Below are 18,725 nucleotides of genomic sequence, written 5' to 3' on the forward strand. Positions count from 1 at the left end.
GTGCAGTGATTGTGCCAGCCTCAATTTTTTAAAAAATCTTTATAAATCATATTGTTATAAATATTCGTCATTTGTGCGTTCGTGCAATTTGCATGAATGGCCATCGTGCATCCTGCATTTTGCGAGATCGCAGGCGTGAGCAAGGGCCGAGGCGTAACGCTGTGACTGCCGGTTCACGTAAAAGATTCAACCGGCAAACCGGCCCTCAAGCGCGAGGCACCTGGCGGCGCGGGGGAGATACAAAACTTTGCAAAAACTCCGTGTACAGGCCAAGAAGCGCTGACGTATTTTTTTGCCAGCGACAGGCTGTACAAGTCAATCAGACGCTTCATCGACATGGACAGTCATGCGTCGTGATCCCTAGGGTCATGGGCGCCTGATAATAAGAAAATAGGACGTCATCCATGAACGCCATGCTCCGCATCACTGCCAATAGCGCGCCCCCTGTTTCTCTCCAGTTTGCCGTGGCGGCCCGCCCTCGGCCCCCAGCCGAATAGCCCCATCGACCCTTGTCTGCCTGCCGGTCTGGCCCGTGCAGGATCCTTTTGCGTCGAACAGGAGCCGTCATGAGCACTCGTCAGCACGACATGATCACCTGGGGCATGATGCTGCGAAAGTTGCCCTCCATCGCCCGGGCGTTGCCGCGGGTCATCAAGGGCATGCAGATAGCCAACGTCAAGCGTGCCGATCAGCCCTGCGGGCTGGGCTGGACCTTCGAGCAGGCCACGCAACGCAACCCTGACGGCCCGGCGCTGCTGTATGGCGACCGGGTGTTGAGTTATGCACAGGCCAACCAGTGGGCCAACCGGATCGCCCATTACCTGGCGAGCCAGGGCATCGGCAAGGGCGACGTGGTGGCGATCTTCGTCGAGAACCGTCCCGAGTTGCTGGTGAGCGTGCTGGCGGTGGCCAAGCTCGGCGGTATCTGCGCCATGCTCAACACCGCGCAGACCGGCAGTGTGCTGGTGCACAGCGTGAACCTGGTGAAGCCGGTGGCGATGATCGTCGGCGGCGAACTGCTGGATGCCTATTCGGCGATTCGCGACCAGGTCGCCATCGACGGGGCGCGCACCTGGTTCGTCGCCGACCTGGATGTGGCGCCCGGGCCAACGCCCGCCGGCTGCATCGACCTGATGGCCGCCAGCGCCGCCAGCGACTCGACCAATCCCCCGAGCACCGCGCGGATCTACCTCGACGATCCGTGCTTCTATATCTACACCTCGGGCACCACCGGGCTGCCCAAGGCCGGCATTTTCAAGCACGGCCGCTGGATGCGCACCTCGGCCAGCTTCGGCATGATCGCCCTCGACATGCAGCCGGCCGACATCCTCTACTGCACCTTGCCGCTGTATCACGCCACCGGGCTGTGCGTGTGCTGGGGCTCGGCCATCAGCGGGGCCTCGGGGTTTGCCATTCGCCGCAAGTTCAGCGCCAGCCGGTTCTGGGAGGATGCCCGTCGGTTCAAGGCCACCACCATCGGCTATGTGGGCGAGCTGTGCCGTTACCTGATCGACCAGCCCGCCAGCGAGCACGACCGCGACAACAGTGTGGTGAAGATGGTTGGCAACGGTCTGCGCCCCGGCGTGTGGGGGCCGTTCAAGCAGCGTTTCGGCGTCGAGCATATCTGCGAGTTGTATGCCGCCAGCGACGGCAATATCGGCTTTACCAACGTGCTCAACTTCGACAATACCGTGGGTTTTTCCCTGGCGCCCTGGGCGCTGGTGGAGTACGCCCACGACACCTGCGCACCGATCCGCAACGGTTCTGGCTTCATGCAGAAGGTCGCCCGGGGCGGGCAGGGCCTGCTGCTGGCGAAGATCGACGACAAGGCGCCACTGGACGGCTACACCGAGCCGGAAAAGAACCTGAAGGTGATCCTCGCCGACGTGTTCGAGAAGGGCGACCGTTACTTCAATACCGGCGACCTGCTGCGCGATATCGGTTTTGGCCATGCGCAGTTCATCGATCGCCTGGGCGATACCTATCGCTGGAAGGGCGAAAACGTCTCCACCACCGAGGTGGAGAACATCCTCCTGCAACATCCGCAGGTCGCCGAGGCGGTGGCCTATGGCGTCGAGGTGCACAACACCAACGGTCGCGCCGGGATGGCGGCGATCACTCCGGCCGAGTCCCTGGCGACCCTGGATTTCACCGAGCTGTTGCAGTTCGCCCGCGAGCATCTGCCGGGCTACGCGGTGCCGCTGTTCCTGCGGGTCAAGGTGAAAATGGAGACCACCGGCACCTTCAAGTACCAGAAGACCCGGCTCAAGGAAGAAGCCTTCGACCCGTCGAAAACCGGCGGCGACCCGGTGTACGCCTGGTTGCCGGGATCGGCGACCTACGTCCAGGTGACGGAGGCGGTCCTGGCGGACATTTGCGCTGGCCGGCACCGTTATTGATTCTGGCTATGGCCGCTCTTGAGAAAAAAGGGATGACAGGGCAGGAGGCGCTTGGGGACACTAGCGGCTTTCCGATTGGCCGAAAGTGGAGTTCCCGATGTCAGACAACAGCCGCCAGATGACCGCAGAAGAAGCCGCCGCGTTTACCGAGCAGGTCTTCAACGTCGCCCGTCAAGGCGACGCCCAGATGCTCGACAAGCTGGCGAGCAGCGGTCTGCCGGTCAACCTGCGCAATCACAAGGGCGACACCCTGCTGATGCTGGCCAGCTACTACGGGCATGTGGACGCGGTGCAGGTGCTGCTCAAGCACAAGGCCGACCCCGAGATCCGTAACGACAACGGCCAGAGCCCGATCGCCGGCGCGGCCTTCAAGGGCGACCTGGCAGTGGTCAAGGCGCTGGTGGAAGGCGGCGCCGAGGTGGAAGGTTCGTCCTTCGACGGGCGTACCGCGCTGATGATGGCGGCGATGTTCAACCGCACGGAAATCGTCGACTACCTGATCGGCAAGGGCGCCAACCCGCGAGCCACCGACGCCAACGGCGTGAGCGCACTGGACGCGGCGAAGACCATGGGCGCCGTCGACACCACCGCGCAGTTGCAGAAGTTGCTGGGCTGAGCTGAATGGCGCATGCCGCCGGGCCAAGGCCAGGCCTTGGTCGCGGCGGTAGGTTCGCGGGGCGGGTTTAGGCTATCCTGCGCGCCCGCCATTGACCCGTAACAGGATTCGCCCATGAAAACCGTCCTCGCCGAACTCATCACCAAAATCAGCTCCGGCTGCATGGGCGAAGAAGAAATCCTGCGGATCGCCGACGAGGCCGCCCAGGCCTACGCCGATCCCCAGGCCTTCCTGGCCGCCAACCCGGACATCAACTACGACGACAGCTTCCCGATCCCGCTGGGCGAATGGGTGGTGGTCGGCAGCCTGCCGGAAACCGTGCTGTTCCAGGCCGACACCTACATGGACCTGTTCGCGCAGATCGTCGCGTCTTTCGGCCCGGGCGTGGCGTTCAACATCAAGCCCAAGCAACTGGCCAAGACCGAGGCCCTGACCGCGCTCAACCGCATCCAGATCCAGATGGGCAGCATGAACCCGGAAAACGGTGGCTACGTGCTGATGAACTTCAGCCAGCTGCTGGACGACGAGCTGCAAGTGGTACTGGTCTACGGCAACGATGTGCCGCGCGTGCTGGAGCTGTGCGCCGAAGCCGGTATCGCCGCCGCTCCGTCCCTGGAAGCGCTCAAGGTCGCGGTTCACGTCTGAGCTGCCGAGCCACGGACCTGACCGCGCGGGCGATAAAAAGGAACCCAGGCGCTGGCCGGCTATCCTAAGTGGGCAAGCCCTCACTTAGGAGCGACACCATGGGTTCCACCTTCAATACGCTGGTCGGCCTGATCATCCTCGCGCTGGACATCTGGGCGATCATCAATGTGCTAAAAAGCAGTGCCGAAACCGGGATGAAAATCCTCTGGGTGCTGCTGATCATCCTGTTGCCGGTTCTGGGCCTGATCATCTGGGCGATTGCCGGGCCGCGCGGTAACGTGAGGTTCTGAAGGCTGGCGCGGGTTCGAAAAGGGGCCGCCAGGCCCTTTTTTATGTGACCAAATATGCGCTGCACGAAATTTTCACAAAGTCTCCATGACAATTCGCCAGCGCTGTTTTTCCGCTGCACCCCGTGCGATCTCCGGTTGCGATCCCTGACTCTGGCCATTGCCGGCCGGGTGAGGGCGCCTGCCAGTAATCAATGGCAATGCCGCTGCTGATCGTGCAACATTTGCGCACCGCGCCATCCCCCCAGCCCTGAATGGCTACAAGAGGGCAAAGCGCAGCTGCATTTTTTTCGCAACTTCAACTTCCATTGGGTCCTAAAACGATATGGCAAACCCGGACGCCCTGAGTCAGCAGCGAGCCTCGAGTCGCCTGCTGCAACCGACCGTCAAATCGCATCTGGCTTATACGCTGCTCTGCGCGCTGGCCATGATGGTCATGCTGTCCTTGCTGCGCGTGGCGCTGCTGGTCTACAACCGCGAGATGATCCTCGACACACCGGCCTCGACCTTCCTTGAAGCCTTCGCCAACGGCTTGCGCTTCGACGTGCGCCTGGTGGTCTACCTCAGCATCCCGCTGCTGCTGGCGCTGTTCAGTGCCCGGGCCATGGCGGCTCGCGGTTTCTTCCGCTTCTGGCTGACCATCGTTTCGAGCATCGCGCTGTTCCTCGGCCTGATGGAGATGGACTTCTACCGCGAGTTCCACCAGCGCCTCAACGGCCTGGTCTTCCAGTATGTGAAGGAAGACCCGAAAACCGTGATGAGCATGCTCTGGTACGGCTTCCCGGTGGTGCGCTACCTGTTGGCCTGGGCGCTCGGCACCTGGCTGCTGAGCCTGGCGTTCAAGGGCGCCGACCGCGCGACCCGGCCACGCGGCCCGTTCAGCGGCGGCAGCATCGGCACCCGGCAGGTCGCCCCGTGGTACGCCCGTATCGGCGTATTCGTGGTCTGCCTGCTGGTCTGCGTGGTCGCCGCTCGCGGCACCCTGCGCCAGGGCCCGCCGCTGCGCTGGGGTGACGTCTACACCACCGAATCGAACTTCGCCAACCAGCTGGGCCTCAACGGCACGCTGTCGCTGGTCGAAGCGGCCAAGAGCCGGATGGGCGAAGACCGCAGCAATATCTGGAAAGCCACCCTGCCGCAGCCCGAGGCGCAGCAAGTGGTGCGCGACCTGCTGGTGATGCCGGACGACAAGCTGGTGGACGCCGATATCGCCGCCGTGCGCCGCGACTACACGCCACCGGCCGACAAGACCCTGCCGATCAAGAACGTGGTCGTGATCCTGATGGAAAGCATGGCCGGTCACTCGGTGGGCGCCCTGGGCGCTCCGGGCAACATCACCCCGTACCTGGACCAACTGTCCAAGGAAGGCCTGCTGTTCGACCGCTTCTTCTCCAACGGCACCCATACCCACCAGGGCATGTTCGCCACCATGGCCTGCTTCCCCAACCTGCCGGGTTTCGAATACCTGATGCAGACCCCGGAAGGCAGCCACAAGCTGTCCGGCCTGCCGCAGGTGCTGAGCGCCCGCAAGTATGACGACGTGTACGTCTACAACGGCGATTTCGCCTGGGACAACCAGTCGGGCTTCTTCAGCAACCAGGGCATGACCAACTTCGTCGGTCGCAACGACTTCGTCGATCCGGTGTTCTCCGATCCGACCTGGGGCGTGTCCGACCAGGACATGTTCAACCGTGGCCTGGAAGAGCTGAAGGCACGGGAAAACGGCAAGCCGTTCTATGCCCTGCTGCAGACCCTGTCCAACCACACCCCGTACGCCTTGCCGACGCCGTTGCCGGTGGAGAAGGTGACCGACCGTGGCAGCCTGAACGAACACCTGACCGCCATGCGTTATTCCGACTGGGCCCTGGGCCAGTTCTTCGAGAAGGCGCGCAAGGAGCCGTACTTCAAGGAGACGCTGTTCGTGATCGTGGGTGACCACGGTTTCGGCAACGAGCGCCAGATCACCGAAATGGACCTGGGCCGCTTCAACGTGCCGATGCTGATGATCGCCCCGGGCATCCAGGAGAAATTCGGCCAGCGCAACCACACCGTGGGTACCCAGGTCGATATCGTGCCGACCATCATGGGCCGCCTGGGTGGCGAAGTGCGTCATCAGTGCTGGGGCCGCGACCTGCTCAACCTGCCGCAGGGCGATACCGGCTTTGGCGTGATCAAACCGTCGGGCAGCGAGCAGACCACCGCCATCGTCACCGCCGACCAGATCCTGGTACTGCCGCGCGAGAAGGAAATGGCGCCGAAGATCTACCAGTACGAACTGGGTGCCAATCCCCATGCCGAAGTCGTGCCGGACGCGCCGCGTACCGCCGAGTTGAAGCACAAGCTCGAAGCCTTCCTGCAAACCGCTACCAAGAGCCTGCTGGATAACACCGCAGGCGTGGTGCACGGTACGCCGGACTGATTCATCGCGCGAATGAAAAAGAGGCCCTCGGGCCTCTTTTTTTTCGACGGTTGAACAGTCCCGAGCTTGAACGAGCGATGCCTATATCCGGCCCAGTAACACGAGAATCAGCAACACCACCAGGACCACACCGATGATGCCGGATGGGCCATAACCCCAGCTTCTGGAGTGCGGGAACACTGGAAGACCACCGATCAGCAGAAGAATAAGAATAATGATCAGGATTGTGCCCATGTCGTTGTCCTTATTGGATGATCAAAGGCGCGGCTGGATTCAAGGCAATTAATCCGTACCGCTTAATCATTCCGACTCTTTGTTTTCAAGGATGATTCCAAGTTTTTTTAATGCTTTTTGCACGCAGGGCTATTTCCTTTCGTACCTGCTACCGCTGGCCATCGAGTGGAACTTGCAACACCGCGGGAAGTCGCACCGAGGCCCCGGTTTGCCTGGGGCATTCAGCAATCTGATGGTGCGTGGGCGGCACAAAATCCTTCGCTACACTCGCCTCATCTCTCCCGGAACAACAAGGCAACTCCTATGCAAAATCGCATGATGATCACTGGCGCCGGATCCGGCCTGGGTCGCGAAATCGCTCTGCGCTGGGCGCGCGAAGGCTGGCAGTTGGCGTTGTCGGATGTCAGCGAACCCGGCCTGCAGGAAACCCTCAGGCTGGTGCGCGAAGCCGGCGGCGATGGCTTCGTGCAACGTTGCGACGTGCGTGACTACAGCCAGCTGACGGCCTTCGCCCAGGCCTGCGAGGTCAAGCTCGGCGGCATCGATGTGATCGTCAATAACGCCGGCGTGGCGTCCGGCGGCTTCTTCAGCGAGTTGTCCCTGGAAGACTGGGACTGGCAGATCGCGATCAACCTGATGGGCGTGGTCAAGGGCTGCAAGGCGTTCCTGCCGCTGCTGGAAAAGAGCAAGGGCCGGATCATCAACATCGCCTCGATGGCGGCCTTGATGCAGGGCCCGGCCATGAGCAACTACAACGTGGCCAAGGCCGGCGTGGTGGCCCTCTCCGAAAGCCTGCTGATCGAGCTGGCCCAGCAGGAAATCGGTGTGCACGTGGTCTGCCCGTCGTTTTTCCAGACCAACCTGCTGGATTCGTTCCGCGGTCCGACCCCGGCAATGAAGGCCCAGGTCGGCAAGCTGCTGGAAAGCTCGCCGATCAGCGCGGCGGACATCGCCGATTACATCTACACCCAGGTCGCCGCCGGCGAATTCATGATCCTGCCCCATGAACAGGGGCGCATGGCCTGGGCCCTGAAGCAGAAGAACCCGCAACTGCTGTACGACGAAATGACCCTCATGGCCGACAAGATGCGCGCCAAGGCCAAGCAAAACGCCAGCTGAGCTTGCCGCTGACCCTGTGCGTCGTTAGGGTTGCCAGCATCTGGCATCCCTGACGAGACCTTGCATGCTCAATTACCTGTGGTTCTTCCTCGCCGCGCTGTTCGAGATCGCCGGCTGCTACGCCTTCTGGATGTGGCTGCGCCAGGGCAAGAGCGCCTGGTGGATGGTCCCGGCGCTGGCGAGCCTGATGCTCTTCGCCCTGTTGCTGACCAAGATCGAAGCGAGCTACGCCGGCCGCGCCTATGCGGCGTACGGCGGGATCTACATCATCGCCTCGATCGGCTGGCTGGGCATGGTGGAGCGGGTGCGGCCGCTGAGCTCGGACTGGCTCGGGGTGGCGCTGTGCGTGATCGGCGCGAGCATCATTCTGTTCGGGCCGCGCTTTACCAACGGTTGAGGGGCTGGCCGGGTTTTGGGCGCCGCCATGGCATCCGCTCCCGGCCGAAGATCAGTCGAACAATTCCTTGGGCACGTCGTGCTTGAGCATCAACTGGCACTGCTCGCTGTCCGGATCGAACACGATCACCGCCTGGCCCTTGGTCAGCGCCTGGCGCACGCGCAGGACGCGGGTTTCCAGCGGGGTGTCGTCGCCATTGTCGGTGCCGTCGCGGGTGACGAAGTCTTCGATCAGGCGGGTCAGGGTGTCGACTTCCAGTTGGTCATGGGGAATCAGCATAGGGGCCTCCGGCAAACAATCCCGGATCCTACTGCGCCGGGCCCTGCGCGGCTAGGCAAACCTCGCGCGGGGCCCGGCTTTTCACTTCAGGGCTTATCACCTCAGGACTTTTGCCCCACCAGGCTGTCCACCGACGGCACCCGGGTGTCGCTTTCCATTTGCGTGTCGTGCTCCAACTGATGGCTGAAGCGGTCCAGGGAGCCCTGGGCCGGCTGCGCGTCGCTGGCGAACACCGGCGGGCTGAGGATGTAGGCGCCCAGCAGGCGACTGAGGGCCGCCAGGCTGTCGATATGGGTACGTTCGTAGCCGTGGGTGGCGTCGCAACCGAAGGCCAGCAGGGCGGTGCGGATGTCATGGCCGGCGGTGACCGCCGAATGGGCATCGCTGAAGTAGTAGCGGAACAGGTCGCGGCGCACCGGCAGCTCATGTTCCGTGGCCAGGCGCAGCAGGTGCCGCGACAGGTGATAGTCGTAAGGCCCGCCGGAGTCCTGCATGGCCACGCTCACCGCGTGCTCGCTGGAGTGCTGGCCGGGGGCGACCGGGGCGATGTCGATGCCGACGAATTCGCTGACGTCCCAGGGCAGGGCCGCCGCCGCGCCGCTGCCGGTTTCTTCGGTGATGGTGAACAGCGGATGGCAGTCGATCATCAGCGGCTCACCGCTGTCGACTATGGCCTTGAGCGCGGCCAGCAACGCGGCGACCCCGGCCTTGTCGTCGAGGTGGCGGGCGCTGATATGGCCGCTTTCGGTGAATTCCGGCAAGGGATCGAACGCGACGAAATCGCCGACACCGATGCCCAGCGACTCGCAGTCGGCGCGGGTGGTGCAGTAGGCGTCCAGGCGCAATTCGATGTGGTCCCAACTGATGGGCATCTCGTCCACCGCGGTGTTGAAGGCATGCCCGGAGGCCATTAGCGGCAGCACGCTGCCGCGCACTACGCCGTTGTCGGTGAACAGGCTGACCCGGCTGCCCTCGGCGAACCGGCTGGACCAGCAGCCCACCGGGGCCAGGGTCAGGCGGCCGTTGTCTTTCACCGCGCGCACGCTGGCGCCGATGGTGTCCAGGTGCGCCGAGACGGCGCGGTCCGGGCTGTTCTTCTGGCCCTTGAGGGTGGCGCGAATGGTCCCGCGGCGAGTCAGTTCGAAGGGAATGCCCAGTTCCTCCAGGCGCTCGGCCACGTAACGCACGATGGTGTCGGTGAAGCCGGTGGGGCTGGGAATGGCGAGCATTTCCAGGAGGACTTTCTGCAGGTAGTTGAGGTCCGGTTCGGGAATCGATCGGGTCATGGAAACTCCTGGTGAAGTGGAGCCAGTGGGTGCGTCATCGCGGGCAAGCCTCGCTCCTACATGAATATCTGTGCCTGTAGGAGCGAGGCTTGCCCGCGATGAGGCCGGTACTGTCAGCACATGGCTTTCAAATCGCCGGCTGACTGTGGGGAAACAGCAGGTCGACGAACCTTTCGGCCGTCGGCTGCGGCTCATGGTTGGCCAGGCCGGCGCGCTCGTTGGCCTCGATGAACACGTACTGCGGCTGGTCCGCCGCCGGCACCATCAGGTCGAGGCCGACCATGGGGATATCCAGCGCCCGCGCCGCGCGGATCGCGGCGTCCACCAGTTCCGGATGGAGAATCGCGGTGACATCCTCCAGGGTGCCGCCGGTATGCAGGTTGGCGGTGCGCCGCACGAACAGCCGTTCGCCGGCCGCCAGGATGCTGTCGTAGCCATGCCCGGCGGCCTGCAGGGCGCGCTGGGTTTCTTGGTCCAGGGGGATCTTGCTTTCGCCACCGGTGGCGGTCTGGCGACGCCGGCTTTGTGCCTCGATCAGCTCTCTGATGGAATGCTGGCCATCGCCGATCACCTCGGCCGGCCGGCGAATGGCCGCGGCGACCACCTCGAAGCCGATCACCAGGATGCGCAGGTCCAGGCCCTCGTGGAAGCTCTCGAGCAACACCCGGCTGTCGAACCGCCGGGCGTTGTCGATCGCCTGTTGCAGCTCTTCGATGGTGCACAGATCCACGGCCACACCTTGGCCTTGTTCCCCGTCGAGTGGCTTGACCACCACCCGTTCATGCTCGTCGAGAAACGCCAGGTTGTCGTCGGCGTTGCCCGCGAGTTGTTGCGCCGGCAGGTTCAGCCCGGCCTGTTTCAGCACCTTGTGGGTCAGGCTCTTGTCCTGGCACAGGCTCATGCTGATGGCGCTGGTCAGATCGCTCAGGGATTCGCGGCAGCGCACCCGGCGGCCGCCATGGCTGAGGGTGAACATCCCGGCTTCGGCGTCGTCGACCTGCACGTCGATGCCGCGACGATGGGCTTCCTCGACAATGATCCGCGCATAGGGGTTGAACGCTGCCTCGGGCCCGGGGCCGAGGAACAGCGGCTGGTTGATGCCGTTCTTGCGCTTGATGGCGAAGGTGGAGAGGGTGCGAAAACCCAGCTTGGCGTAGAGGCTCTTGGCCTGGCGATTGTCGTGCAGTACCGACAGGTCGAGGTAGCTCAGGCCGCGGCTCATGAAGTGTTCGATCAGGTGCCGGACCAGCACTTCGCCGACCCCCGGGCGGGTGCAATGCGGGTCCACCGCCAGGCACCACAGGCTGCTGCCGTGCTCCGGATCGTGGAAGGCCTTCTGGTGATCCAGGCCCATGACGCTGCCGATCACCGCGCCGCTGTCTTCGTCTTCGGCCAGCCAGTACACCGGCCCGCCGGCATGGCGCGGGGTCAGCAGATTCTGGTCGACCGGCAGCATGTTGCGGGCCAGGTACAGCTGGTTGATGGCCTGCCAGTCCGCCGCGCTCTGCGCCCGGCGGATGCGGAAGCCGCGAAACACCCGGGTGGCCTGGCGGTAGTCGCTGAACCACAGGCGCAGGGTGTCCGACGGGTCGAGGAACAACTGGGTCGGCTCCAGGCCGAGAATCTGCTGCGGCGCGGCGACATACAAGGCGATGTCGCGTTCGCCGGGGTGTTCGTTGAGCAGCTCCTCGGCCAGGCTCGTCGGGTCGGGAAAGGTATGGCCGATCAGCAGCCGGCCCCAGCCGCAGTGCACGGCGATGGGGTCGGTGCCGAGGGCGCTGCGGTCTTCGGCGAAACGCGCCTGCAGACGCTCGTAGGAGGGCGCCTGACCGCGCAGCAAGCGTTGGCTGTAAGCCGTGGCGTGGGGTTTCATGGGTCAGATTCCTTGTTCGCTGAGCCACAGGTTCAGCGCGGCCAGTTGCCACAGCTTGGAGCCGCGCAACGGCGTCAGTTGGCCTTGTGGGTCGGTCAGCAGGCGGTCGAGCATCGCCGGGTTGAACAGGCCGCGGTCCTGGCTTGGGTCGAGCAGCAGCTCACGCACCCAGTCCAGGGTGTCGCCCTGCAGGTGCTTGAGGCCGGGCACCGGGAAGTAGCCTTTCTTGCGGTCGATCACCGCGCTGGGGATCACCAGGCGCGCGGCTTCCTTGAGCACCTGCTTGCCGCCATCGGGCAGCTTGAACTTGGCGGGTACTCGCGCCGACAGCTCCACCAGCCGGTAGTCGAGGAACGGCGTGCGCGCCTCCAGGCCCCAGGCCATGGTCATGTTATCCACACGCTTGACCGGGTCGTCGACCAGCATCACCGTGCTGTCCAGGCGCAGGGCCTTATCCACAGGCGCGGTGGCGCCAGGCTGGGCGAAGTGCTCACGGACGAAATCGCCGGCGGCGTCGTTGGCGGTCAGCCACTGCGGTTGCACGGTGGCCGCGTAGTCGTCGTAGCTGCGGTCGAAGAACGCCTCGCGGTAGGCCGCGTAAGGGTCGCTGGCGCCATCCACCTGCGGATACCAGTGGTAACCGGCGAACAGCTCGTCGGCGCCCTGGCCGCTCTGCACCACCTTGCAATGCCTGGCGACTTCCCGCGACAGCAGGTAGAAGGCGATGCAATCGTGGCTGACCATGGGTTCGCTCATGGCGCGGAACGCCGCCGGCAGCTGTTCGATGATCTCGCGCTCGTCGATGCGCAACTGATGGTGATCGGTGCCGTAGTGTTGGGCGATCAGGTCCGAATACTGGAACTCGTCGCCGCGTTCGCCCCCGGCATCCTGGAAGCCGATGGAGAAGGTCGACAGGTTATCCACACCCACTTCGCGCAGCAGGCCGACTAGCAGGCTCGAATCGACGCCGCCGGACAGCAGCACGCCGACATCCACCGCCGCCCGTTGACGGATCGCCACGGCTTCGCGAGTGCTGTCGAGCACGCGGTCGCGCCAGTCTTCCAGGCTCAGCCCGGTTTCATCGGCGCGCGGGCCGTAGGGCAGGGTCCACCAGGTTTGCTGCTCGGTGCGGCCGTCGGCTTCGATGCGCATCCAGGTGGCCGGCGGCAGTTTCTCGATGCCCGCCAGCAGGGTGCGCGGCGCGGGCACCACGGCATGGAAGTTCAGGTAATGGTTGAGCGCCACCGGGTCGAGCAGTGGGTTGATGTCGCCACCCTTGAGCAGCGCCGGCAAGGCCGAGGCGAAACGCAGGCGCTGGCCGGTGCGCGACAGGTACAGCGGCTTGACGCCCAGGCGGTCGCGGGCGATGAACAGGCGCTTGGCGTCGCGTTCCCAGATGGCGAAGGCGAACATGCCATTGAGCCGCGGCAGCAGCTCGGCGCCCCAGGCGTGATAACCCTTGAGCAACACCTCGGTGTCGCCGCCGGAGTAAAAGGCGTAGCCCAGGCTTTCCAGCTCGGCGCGCAGTTCGGGGAAGTTGTAGATCGCGCCGTTGAAGGCTAGGGACAGGCCCAGTTGGTTGTCGATCATCGGCTGGGCCGAGCCGTCCGACAGGTCCATGATTTTCAGGCGTCGATGGCCCAGGGCTATCGGGCCCTGGCTATGGAAGCCCCAGGCATCGGGGCCACGAGGGGTGAGGTGGTGGGTGATTCGTTCAACCGCTGCCAGGTCGGCGGGTTGATGATCAAAACGTAGTTCTCCAGCTAATCCGCACATAAGTCCTTACCGGTTTTTCCGTTGGGGAGGGGTGAATCGCGACCGGCCAGAAACGGCAGGTACCCGGAAACTGACCCAGGTGAAACCCTGGAGTTTTAGACCGATGGGTTATAAGCGGCGGGGTGCTAGTGCGTTGCGGGCCGAGGTAAAGGCCTTGATCTGCCTGGAGTTTTGCCGCGCGGGCAGGGCCCGTGGGCGTTTGCGCGGCGATGGCGAAGCGATGCCAGGGCGGCTGGCATCGCGGTTCGCTTTCATGGCTTGCCGCGAATCAACCGACGCAAGGCAAAGCGATTGGGGTGACAGGCTTCGGCCACGTTGCGCGGCAGGGGCAGCGGTTCGTTGTCCAGCCAGGCGGCCAGCAACTCGCCCGACAGCGGCGCGGTGATCAGCCCGCGCGAGCCGTGGCCGCTGTTGATATACAGGCCGTCCAGCCAGGGGCAGGGCAGGTCCGGGACCTGGCGCGCATCCTTGCCCAGCACCGCGTAGACCTCGGCGAATGCCGCCTGGTCCGCCAGGGGACCGACGATCGGCAGATAGTCCGGGCTGGTGCAACGGAAGGCGGCCCGTCCTTCGAGGGTTTCCGCATGCAGGCGGTCGGCTTCCAGGCGTTCCACCAGGTCCTGGGAGATCTCTTCGAGCATCTGCAGGTTGCCCGCGTGCTCGGCGGCGGTGGGCGTCAGGTCTTCGCTCTTGAAGTCGAAACTGGCGCCCAGGGTGTGTTCGCCCAGACGCGCGGGGGCGACATAGCCTTCGGCGCACACCACGGTGGCCAGGTCCTGGCTGCGCGGGGTCTGCGGCAGGCGGGTGATCTGCCCGCGGATGCGCTTGAGCGGCAGCTCGGCGCTGGGCGGGAAGCGCTTGATCTCGGCGGCGCCGGCGAGGATCACCACCTCGGCACTGGCCAGCAGCCGCTCGCCGTCCCAGGCCTGCCACTGGCCATCGACCCGGCGCAATTCCAGTACATCGTGATGGGGCAGCAGGCGAATCCGTGGGTGCGCGGCTTGCCATTGGCACAGGGCCGGCGGGTGCACCCAGCCGCCTTCCGGGTAGAACAGCCCGCCGTGGGCCAGGCCGATGCCGGCCTGGGCCTGGGCCTGGGGCTGGTCCAGCTGATGCAACAGGTCCGTCGGGAAGGCGGCTGCCAACTGCGCCTGACGCTCGGCTTCCTTGGCGTTGAAGGCCAGTTGCAGCACGCCGCAGCTGTCCCAGTCGACACCCCGTTGCAGCTGTTCGAGCAGGCGCCGGGTGTAGCCGAAACCGCTGAGAATCATCTGCGACAGGGCGGTGCCGTGGGCCGAGAGTTTCAGGTACAGCACGCCCTGCGGGTTGCCCGAGGCTTCCTGGGCCAGTTGCCCGTGGCGCTCCAGCAGGCTGACCCGCCAACCCCGCGCGGCGAGGCTGGCGGCGCTGGCGCAACCGGCCAGGCCGGCGCCGATCACCAGGGCACGTTTGTCCTGGATCCGTTGAGTGGGGCGGGCGAACCAGGGCTTGCTGGCGGCAGGCAGCGGCGTGTCTTCGGGCCAGCCGAGAAACTCGCCGCGCAGCACTTCCCACTTGTGGCCGATGCCCGGGGTGCGTTTCATCTTGAAGCCCGCGGCATTCAGCAGGCGGCGCACCCAGCCGGTGCTGGTGAAGGTGCTGATGCTCGAACCCGGAGCGGCCAGGCGCGCCAGTTCGGCGAACAGCTCGGCGGTCCACATCTCGGGGTTTTTCGCCGGGGCGAAGCCATCGAGGAACCAGGCATCGACCTGCCCGTCGAGTTGCGGCAACTGCTCCAGGGCATCGCCGATCAGCAGGGTCAGGGTGACGCGGCCCTCGTCCAGCACCAGGCGTTGAAAACCCTGATGCACGGCGACATAGGCGCGCAACAGGCGCTCGGCCAGCGGCCCCAGCTCCGGCCACAGGGCCAGGGCGCGCTGCAGGTCGGCTGGCGTCAGCGGGTATTTTTCCACACTGACGAAATGCAGGCGTGCGCTGGGGTTGGCCTGTTGCTCGAACAACTGCCAGGCGCAGAGAAAATTCAGGCCGGTGCCGAAGCCGGTCTCGCCGATGACGAAGCGGCCACTGGGCGGCAACGCGGCAAAACGCTCGCGCAGGCGGTTCTGTTCGAGAAACACATGGCGGGTTTCATCCAGGCCCGAGTCGGTGGAGAAATACACGTCGTCGAAAACCCGCGAACGCGGGCGGCCCTGGTCGTCCCAGTCGAGTTGGGCATGGGACTGGGCATGGGGCTGGGTGTGGGACAGTTCAGCGGTCATGTTCGGCTCGGTAACGGCAAGGCGACCATTCTAGCCGATCGACACAGGGGGTAATGATCCACGGCAATGGCTGGCATCTTCCCTGCCGACAAATCAGGTGTCGATCCGCTAGTCTTGCTCCATCTTGCCAGGGAGTCGCTCATGTTCGAATCAGCCGAAATCGGTCACGCCATAGACAAAAAAACCTTTGACGCCGAAGTCCCGGCCCTGCGCGAAGCCCTGCTGGAAGCCCAGTTCGAGCTGAAGCAGAAAGCCCGTTTTCCGGTGATCGTATTGATCAACGGCATCGAAGGCGCCGGCAAGGGCGAGACGGTGAAACTGCTCAACGAGTGGATGGACCCACGCCTGATCGAGGTCCGCACCTTCGACCAGCAGACCGACGAAGAGCTGGCGAGGCCACCGGCCTGGCGCTACTGGCGGATGCTCCCGGCCAAGGGACGCATGGGCGTGTTTTTCGGCAACTGGTACAGCCAGATGCTCCAGGGACGGGTGCACGAGCTGTTCAAGGACGGCCGTTTCGACCAGGCCATCGCCGGCGCCGAACGCCTGGAGAAAATGCTGTGCGACGAAGGCGCGCTGATCTTCAAGTTCTGGTTCCACCTGTCCAAGAAACAGATGAAGGCCCGCCTCAAGTCGCTGCAGGACGACCCGTTGCACAGCTGGCGCATCAGCCCGCTGGACTGGCAGCAGTCGGAGACCTACGACAAGTTCGTCAAATATGGCGAGCGGGTGTTGCGTCGCACCAGCCGCGACTACGCGCCCTGGCATGTGATCGAAGGCGTGGACCCGCATTACCGCAGCCTGGCGGTGGGCAAGATTCTCCTCGAGGGCCTGCAGAGCGCGCTCAACCGGCCCGCGGTCGAAGCCGAGCCCCATGTGGCGCCGTTGGCCGAGGCGGTCGACAAGCTGACCCTGCTCGACAGCCTGGACATGAGCCAGCAACTGGACAAGGACGACTACGAGGAACAATTGATTACCGAGCAGGCGCGCCTGGCCGGCCTGCTGCGTGACAAGCGCATGCGCAAGCACGCGCTGGTGGCGGTTTTCGAGGGCAACGACGCCGCCGGCAAGGGCGGGGCGATCCGCCGGGTAGCGGCGGCGCTGGACCCGCGCCAGTACAGCATTGTGCCGATTGCCGCACCGACCGAGGACGAGCGTGCCCAGCCTTATCTGTGGCGCTTCTGGCGGCACATTCCGGCCCGGGGCAAGTTCACCGTGTTCGACCGTTCCTGGTACGGCCGGGTGCTGGTGGAGCGGGTCGAGGGCTTTTGCAGCCCGGCGGACTGGTTGCGCGCCTATGGCGAGATCAACGATTTCGAGGAGCAGCTCGAGGACGCCGGGGTGATAGTGGTCAAGTTCTGGCTGGCGATCGACAAGCAGACCCAGCTGGAGCGTTTCCAGGCCCGTGAAGAGATCCCGTTCAAGCGTTTCAAGATCACCGAGGACGACTGGCGCAACCGAGATAAATGGGACGCCTACCGCGCGGCTGTCGGCGACATGGTCGACCGCACCAGCACCGAGGTTGCGGCCTGGACCTTGGTGGAGGCCAACGACAAGCGCTGGGCCCGGGTCAAGGTGCTGCGCACCCTCAACCGCGCGCTGGAAGAGGCATTCGACAAGTCCGAGAAAAGGGACAAGAAAGGCAAGAAGAACAAGAAATAACCGTCGCCGGCGATGAGCGGGTCAAGGCACGGGCCCGGCGGCGCGATGGTTTTGCATATGCCGGATGAATGATCGTCGCGGTCGGGCAAGGGCTGGATTTATGCTCGACCCACTCACAACCGACAACAACAATGAGGTATGCCATGCGTGAAGTGGTGATCGTCGATAGCGTGCGGACCGGCCTGGCCAAGTCCTTTCGCGGCAAGTTCAACCAGACCCGTCCGGATGACATGGCCGCCCATTGCGTCAATGCGCTGCTGACCCGCAACGGTATCGACCCGGCCAGCGTCGAGGACTGCATCGTCGGCGCCGGTTCCAACGAAGGCGCCCAGGGCTACAACATCGGGCGTAACGTCGCGGTGCTGTCCCGCCTGGGCACCGGTACCGCGGGCATGACCCTTAACCGTTTCTGCTCTTCCGGCCTGCAGGCGATCGCCATCGCGGCCAACCAGATCGCGTCCGGTTGCAGCGACATCATTGTCGCCGGCGGCGTCGAGTCCATCAGCCTGACGATGAAAAGCGTCAACACCGACAACCTGATCAACCCGCTGCTCAAGGAGCAGGTGCCGGGCATCTACTTCCCCATGGGCCAGACCGCCGAGGTGGTCGCCCGGCGTTACAACGTGAGCCGCGAGGAGCAGGACCTGTACGCCCTGCAAAGCCAGCAGCGCACCGCGGCAGCCCAGGCGGCCGGGCTGTTCGACGACGAGATCGTGGCGATGGCGGTGAAGTACCGGGTCGAGGACAAGAACAGCGGCCAGGTGCAGATCCTCGACGGCGTGGTCGATCGCGACGACTGCAACCGCCCGGACACCACCCTGGAAAGCCTGGCCGGCTTGAAACCGGTGTTCGCCGAAGACGGCTCGGTGACCGCGGGTAACTCCTCGCAGCTGTCCGATGGTGCGTCCATGACCCTGGTCATGAGCCTGGACCGGGCCCTGGCGCTGGGGCTCAAGCCCAAGGCGTTCTTCCGCGGTTTCACCGTGGCCGGTTGCGAGCCGGACGAAATGGGCATCGGCCCGGTGTTCTCGGTACCCAAGCTGCTCAAGGCCAAGGGCCTGCAAGTGGATGACATCGACCTCTGGGAGTTGAACGAGGCCTTCGCGTCGCAATGCCTGTACAGCCGCAACCGGCTGCAGATCGACAACGCCAGGTACAACGTCAACGGTGGCTCGATCGCCATCGGCCACCCGTTCGGCATGACCGGTTCGCGCCAGGTCGGCCACCTGGTGCGCGAACTGCAACGGCGTAACCTGCGCTACGGCATCGTCACCATGTGCGTCGGCGGCGGCATGGGCGCGACCGGGTTGTTCGAAGCGGTGCGCTAAGTCCGTCAGGCGGGGGCGGATCTGTCTGCCTTACGAACCTATCGCGGGCAAGCCTCACTCCTGCAGAAGTACGCCATCTTCTTCTGTAGGAGCGAGGCTTGCCCGCGATGCTTTTTACGACCAGCACAATCCCAATCACGCTCAGCC

The 18,725-nt window shown here is 64.4% G+C and carries 15 protein-coding genes; 9 read left to right on the forward strand and 6 right to left on the reverse strand.

The genetic code is table 11. The features are described 5' to 3' along the window. Positions 1-566: 566 nt before the first annotated feature. From NRG23_RS28395 to NRG23_RS28415, 5 genes are all read left to right on the forward strand, one after another. Positions 567-2,399 (forward strand): long-chain-acyl-CoA synthetase, encoded by a 1,833-nt coding sequence (locus NRG23_RS28395; protein WP_257373095.1) that lies wholly within the window; start codon positions 567-569, stop codon positions 2,397-2,399. A gap of 97 nt (positions 2,400-2,496) precedes the next feature. Continuing rightward, positions 2,497-3,015, forward strand: coding sequence for an ankyrin repeat domain-containing protein (locus tag NRG23_RS28400; protein ID WP_063432609.1), 519 nt, complete (start codon positions 2,497-2,499; stop codon positions 3,013-3,015). A 114-nt stretch (positions 3,016-3,129) separates the two neighbouring features. After that, positions 3,130-3,660: a hypothetical protein gene (locus tag NRG23_RS28405; protein WP_009050191.1), complete on the forward strand. Its 531-nt coding sequence runs from the start codon at positions 3,130-3,132 to the stop codon at positions 3,658-3,660. A 98-nt stretch (positions 3,661-3,758) separates the two neighbouring features. Continuing rightward, positions 3,759-3,950, forward strand: coding sequence for a PLDc N-terminal domain-containing protein (locus NRG23_RS28410; protein WP_009050190.1), 192 nt, complete (start codon positions 3,759-3,761; stop codon positions 3,948-3,950). 322 nt (positions 3,951-4,272) lie between these two features. Beyond that, positions 4,273-6,366: an LTA synthase family protein gene (locus NRG23_RS28415; protein ID WP_009050189.1), complete on the forward strand. Its 2,094-nt coding sequence runs from the start codon at positions 4,273-4,275 to the stop codon at positions 6,364-6,366. An 81-nt stretch (positions 6,367-6,447) separates the two neighbouring features. Here NRG23_RS28415 and NRG23_RS28420 read toward each other — a convergent pair whose 3' ends face one another. After that, complete coding sequence (locus NRG23_RS28420; RefSeq protein ID WP_009045034.1) at positions 6,448-6,600, reverse strand: DUF3309 family protein; 153 nt, start codon at positions 6,598-6,600, stop codon at positions 6,448-6,450. A 303-nt stretch (positions 6,601-6,903) separates the two neighbouring features. On the opposite strand from NRG23_RS28420, the gene NRG23_RS28425 reads away from it, so the two are divergent. Together NRG23_RS28425 and NRG23_RS28430 are read left to right on the forward strand one after the other, a co-directional pair. Beyond that, the gene (locus NRG23_RS28425) at positions 6,904-7,719 is read left to right on the forward strand and encodes an SDR family oxidoreductase (protein ID WP_009045033.1); all 816 of its coding nucleotides are present in this window, start codon (positions 6,904-6,906) and stop codon (positions 7,717-7,719) included. A gap of 64 nt (positions 7,720-7,783) precedes the next feature. Continuing rightward, positions 7,784-8,116 carry a YnfA family protein gene (locus NRG23_RS28430; RefSeq protein WP_007932246.1) on the forward strand — a complete coding sequence of 111 codons (333 nt, stop codon included), beginning with the start codon at positions 7,784-7,786 and terminating at the stop codon, positions 8,114-8,116. A 51-nt stretch (positions 8,117-8,167) separates the two neighbouring features. Here NRG23_RS28430 and NRG23_RS28435 read toward each other — a convergent pair whose 3' ends face one another. From NRG23_RS28435 to mnmC, 5 genes are all read right to left on the reverse strand, one after another. Continuing rightward, a complete protein-coding gene (locus NRG23_RS28435) occupies positions 8,168-8,395 on the reverse strand; it encodes a YheU family protein (protein ID WP_007932245.1) in 228 nt (75 codons plus the stop codon). A 101-nt stretch (positions 8,396-8,496) separates the two neighbouring features. Beyond that, a complete protein-coding gene (locus tag NRG23_RS28440) occupies positions 8,497-9,681 on the reverse strand; it encodes an osmoprotectant NAGGN system M42 family peptidase (RefSeq protein WP_007932243.1) in 1,185 nt (394 codons plus the stop codon). 127 nt (positions 9,682-9,808) lie between these two features. Next, positions 9,809-11,554, reverse strand: coding sequence for an N-acetylglutaminylglutamine synthetase (ngg, locus tag NRG23_RS28445; RefSeq protein WP_257373096.1), 1,746 nt, complete (start codon positions 11,552-11,554; stop codon positions 9,809-9,811). Positions 11,555-11,557: 3 nt separating this feature from the next. Beyond that, complete coding sequence (locus NRG23_RS28450; RefSeq protein WP_257373097.1) at positions 11,558-13,330, reverse strand: N-acetylglutaminylglutamine amidotransferase; 1,773 nt, start codon at positions 13,328-13,330, stop codon at positions 11,558-11,560. 251 nt (positions 13,331-13,581) lie between these two features. Continuing rightward, positions 13,582-15,588 (reverse strand): bifunctional tRNA (5-methylaminomethyl-2-thiouridine)(34)-methyltransferase MnmD/FAD-dependent 5-carboxymethylaminomethyl-2-thiouridine(34) oxidoreductase MnmC, encoded by a 2,007-nt coding sequence (mnmC, locus tag NRG23_RS28455; RefSeq protein ID WP_257373098.1) that lies wholly within the window; start codon positions 15,586-15,588, stop codon positions 13,582-13,584. 141 nt (positions 15,589-15,729) lie between these two features. Between mnmC and pap the strand changes: the two genes are divergently transcribed. Both pap and NRG23_RS28465 read left to right on the forward strand, forming a co-directional pair. Beyond that, a complete protein-coding gene (gene pap / locus NRG23_RS28460) occupies positions 15,730-17,250 on the forward strand; it encodes a polyphosphate:AMP phosphotransferase (RefSeq protein WP_009050182.1) in 1,521 nt (506 codons plus the stop codon). A gap of 143 nt (positions 17,251-17,393) precedes the next feature. After that, positions 17,394-18,578 (forward strand): thiolase family protein, encoded by a 1,185-nt coding sequence (locus NRG23_RS28465; RefSeq protein WP_038634183.1) that lies wholly within the window; start codon positions 17,394-17,396, stop codon positions 18,576-18,578. Positions 18,579-18,725 lie beyond the last annotated feature (147 nt).

The sequence above is a fragment of the Pseudomonas sp. T8 genome, assembly GCF_024610635.1.
Taxonomy (GTDB): domain Bacteria; phylum Pseudomonadota; class Gammaproteobacteria; order Pseudomonadales; family Pseudomonadaceae; genus Aquipseudomonas; species Aquipseudomonas chlororaphis_I.

What these genes read in the sequence shown, in the direction of transcription:
- NRG23_RS28395 (WP_257373095.1), top strand. Translation starts at nt 567, where the DNA reads ATGAGCACTCGTCAGCACGACATGATCACCTGGGGCATGATGCTGCGA.
- NRG23_RS28400 (WP_063432609.1), top strand. Translation starts at nt 2,497, where the DNA reads ATGTCAGACAACAGCCGCCAGATGACCGCAGAAGAAGCCGCCGCGTTT.
- NRG23_RS28405 (WP_009050191.1), top strand. Translation starts at nt 3,130, where the DNA reads ATGAAAACCGTCCTCGCCGAACTCATCACCAAAATCAGCTCCGGCTGC.
- NRG23_RS28410 (WP_009050190.1), top strand. Translation starts at nt 3,759, where the DNA reads ATGGGTTCCACCTTCAATACGCTGGTCGGCCTGATCATCCTCGCGCTG.
- NRG23_RS28415 (WP_009050189.1), top strand. Translation starts at nt 4,273, where the DNA reads ATGGCAAACCCGGACGCCCTGAGTCAGCAGCGAGCCTCGAGTCGCCTG.
- NRG23_RS28420 (WP_009045034.1), bottom strand. Translation starts at nt 6,600, where the DNA reads ATGGGCACAATCCTGATCATTATTCTTATTCTTCTGCTGATCGGTGGT.
- NRG23_RS28425 (WP_009045033.1), top strand. Translation starts at nt 6,904, where the DNA reads ATGCAAAATCGCATGATGATCACTGGCGCCGGATCCGGCCTGGGTCGC.
- NRG23_RS28430 (WP_007932246.1), top strand. Translation starts at nt 7,784, where the DNA reads ATGCTCAATTACCTGTGGTTCTTCCTCGCCGCGCTGTTCGAGATCGCC.
- NRG23_RS28435 (WP_007932245.1), bottom strand. Translation starts at nt 8,395, where the DNA reads ATGCTGATTCCCCATGACCAACTGGAAGTCGACACCCTGACCCGCCTG.
- NRG23_RS28440 (WP_007932243.1), bottom strand. Translation starts at nt 9,681, where the DNA reads ATGACCCGATCGATTCCCGAACCGGACCTCAACTACCTGCAGAAAGTC.
- ngg (WP_257373096.1), bottom strand. Translation starts at nt 11,554, where the DNA reads ATGAAACCCCACGCCACGGCTTACAGCCAACGCTTGCTGCGCGGTCAG.
- NRG23_RS28450 (WP_257373097.1), bottom strand. Translation starts at nt 13,330, where the DNA reads ATGTGCGGATTAGCTGGAGAACTACGTTTTGATCATCAACCCGCCGAC.
- mnmC (WP_257373098.1), bottom strand. Translation starts at nt 15,588, where the DNA reads ATGACCGCTGAACTGTCCCACACCCAGCCCCATGCCCAGTCCCATGCC.
- pap (WP_009050182.1), top strand. Translation starts at nt 15,730, where the DNA reads ATGTTCGAATCAGCCGAAATCGGTCACGCCATAGACAAAAAAACCTTT.
- NRG23_RS28465 (WP_038634183.1), top strand. Translation starts at nt 17,394, where the DNA reads ATGCGTGAAGTGGTGATCGTCGATAGCGTGCGGACCGGCCTGGCCAAG.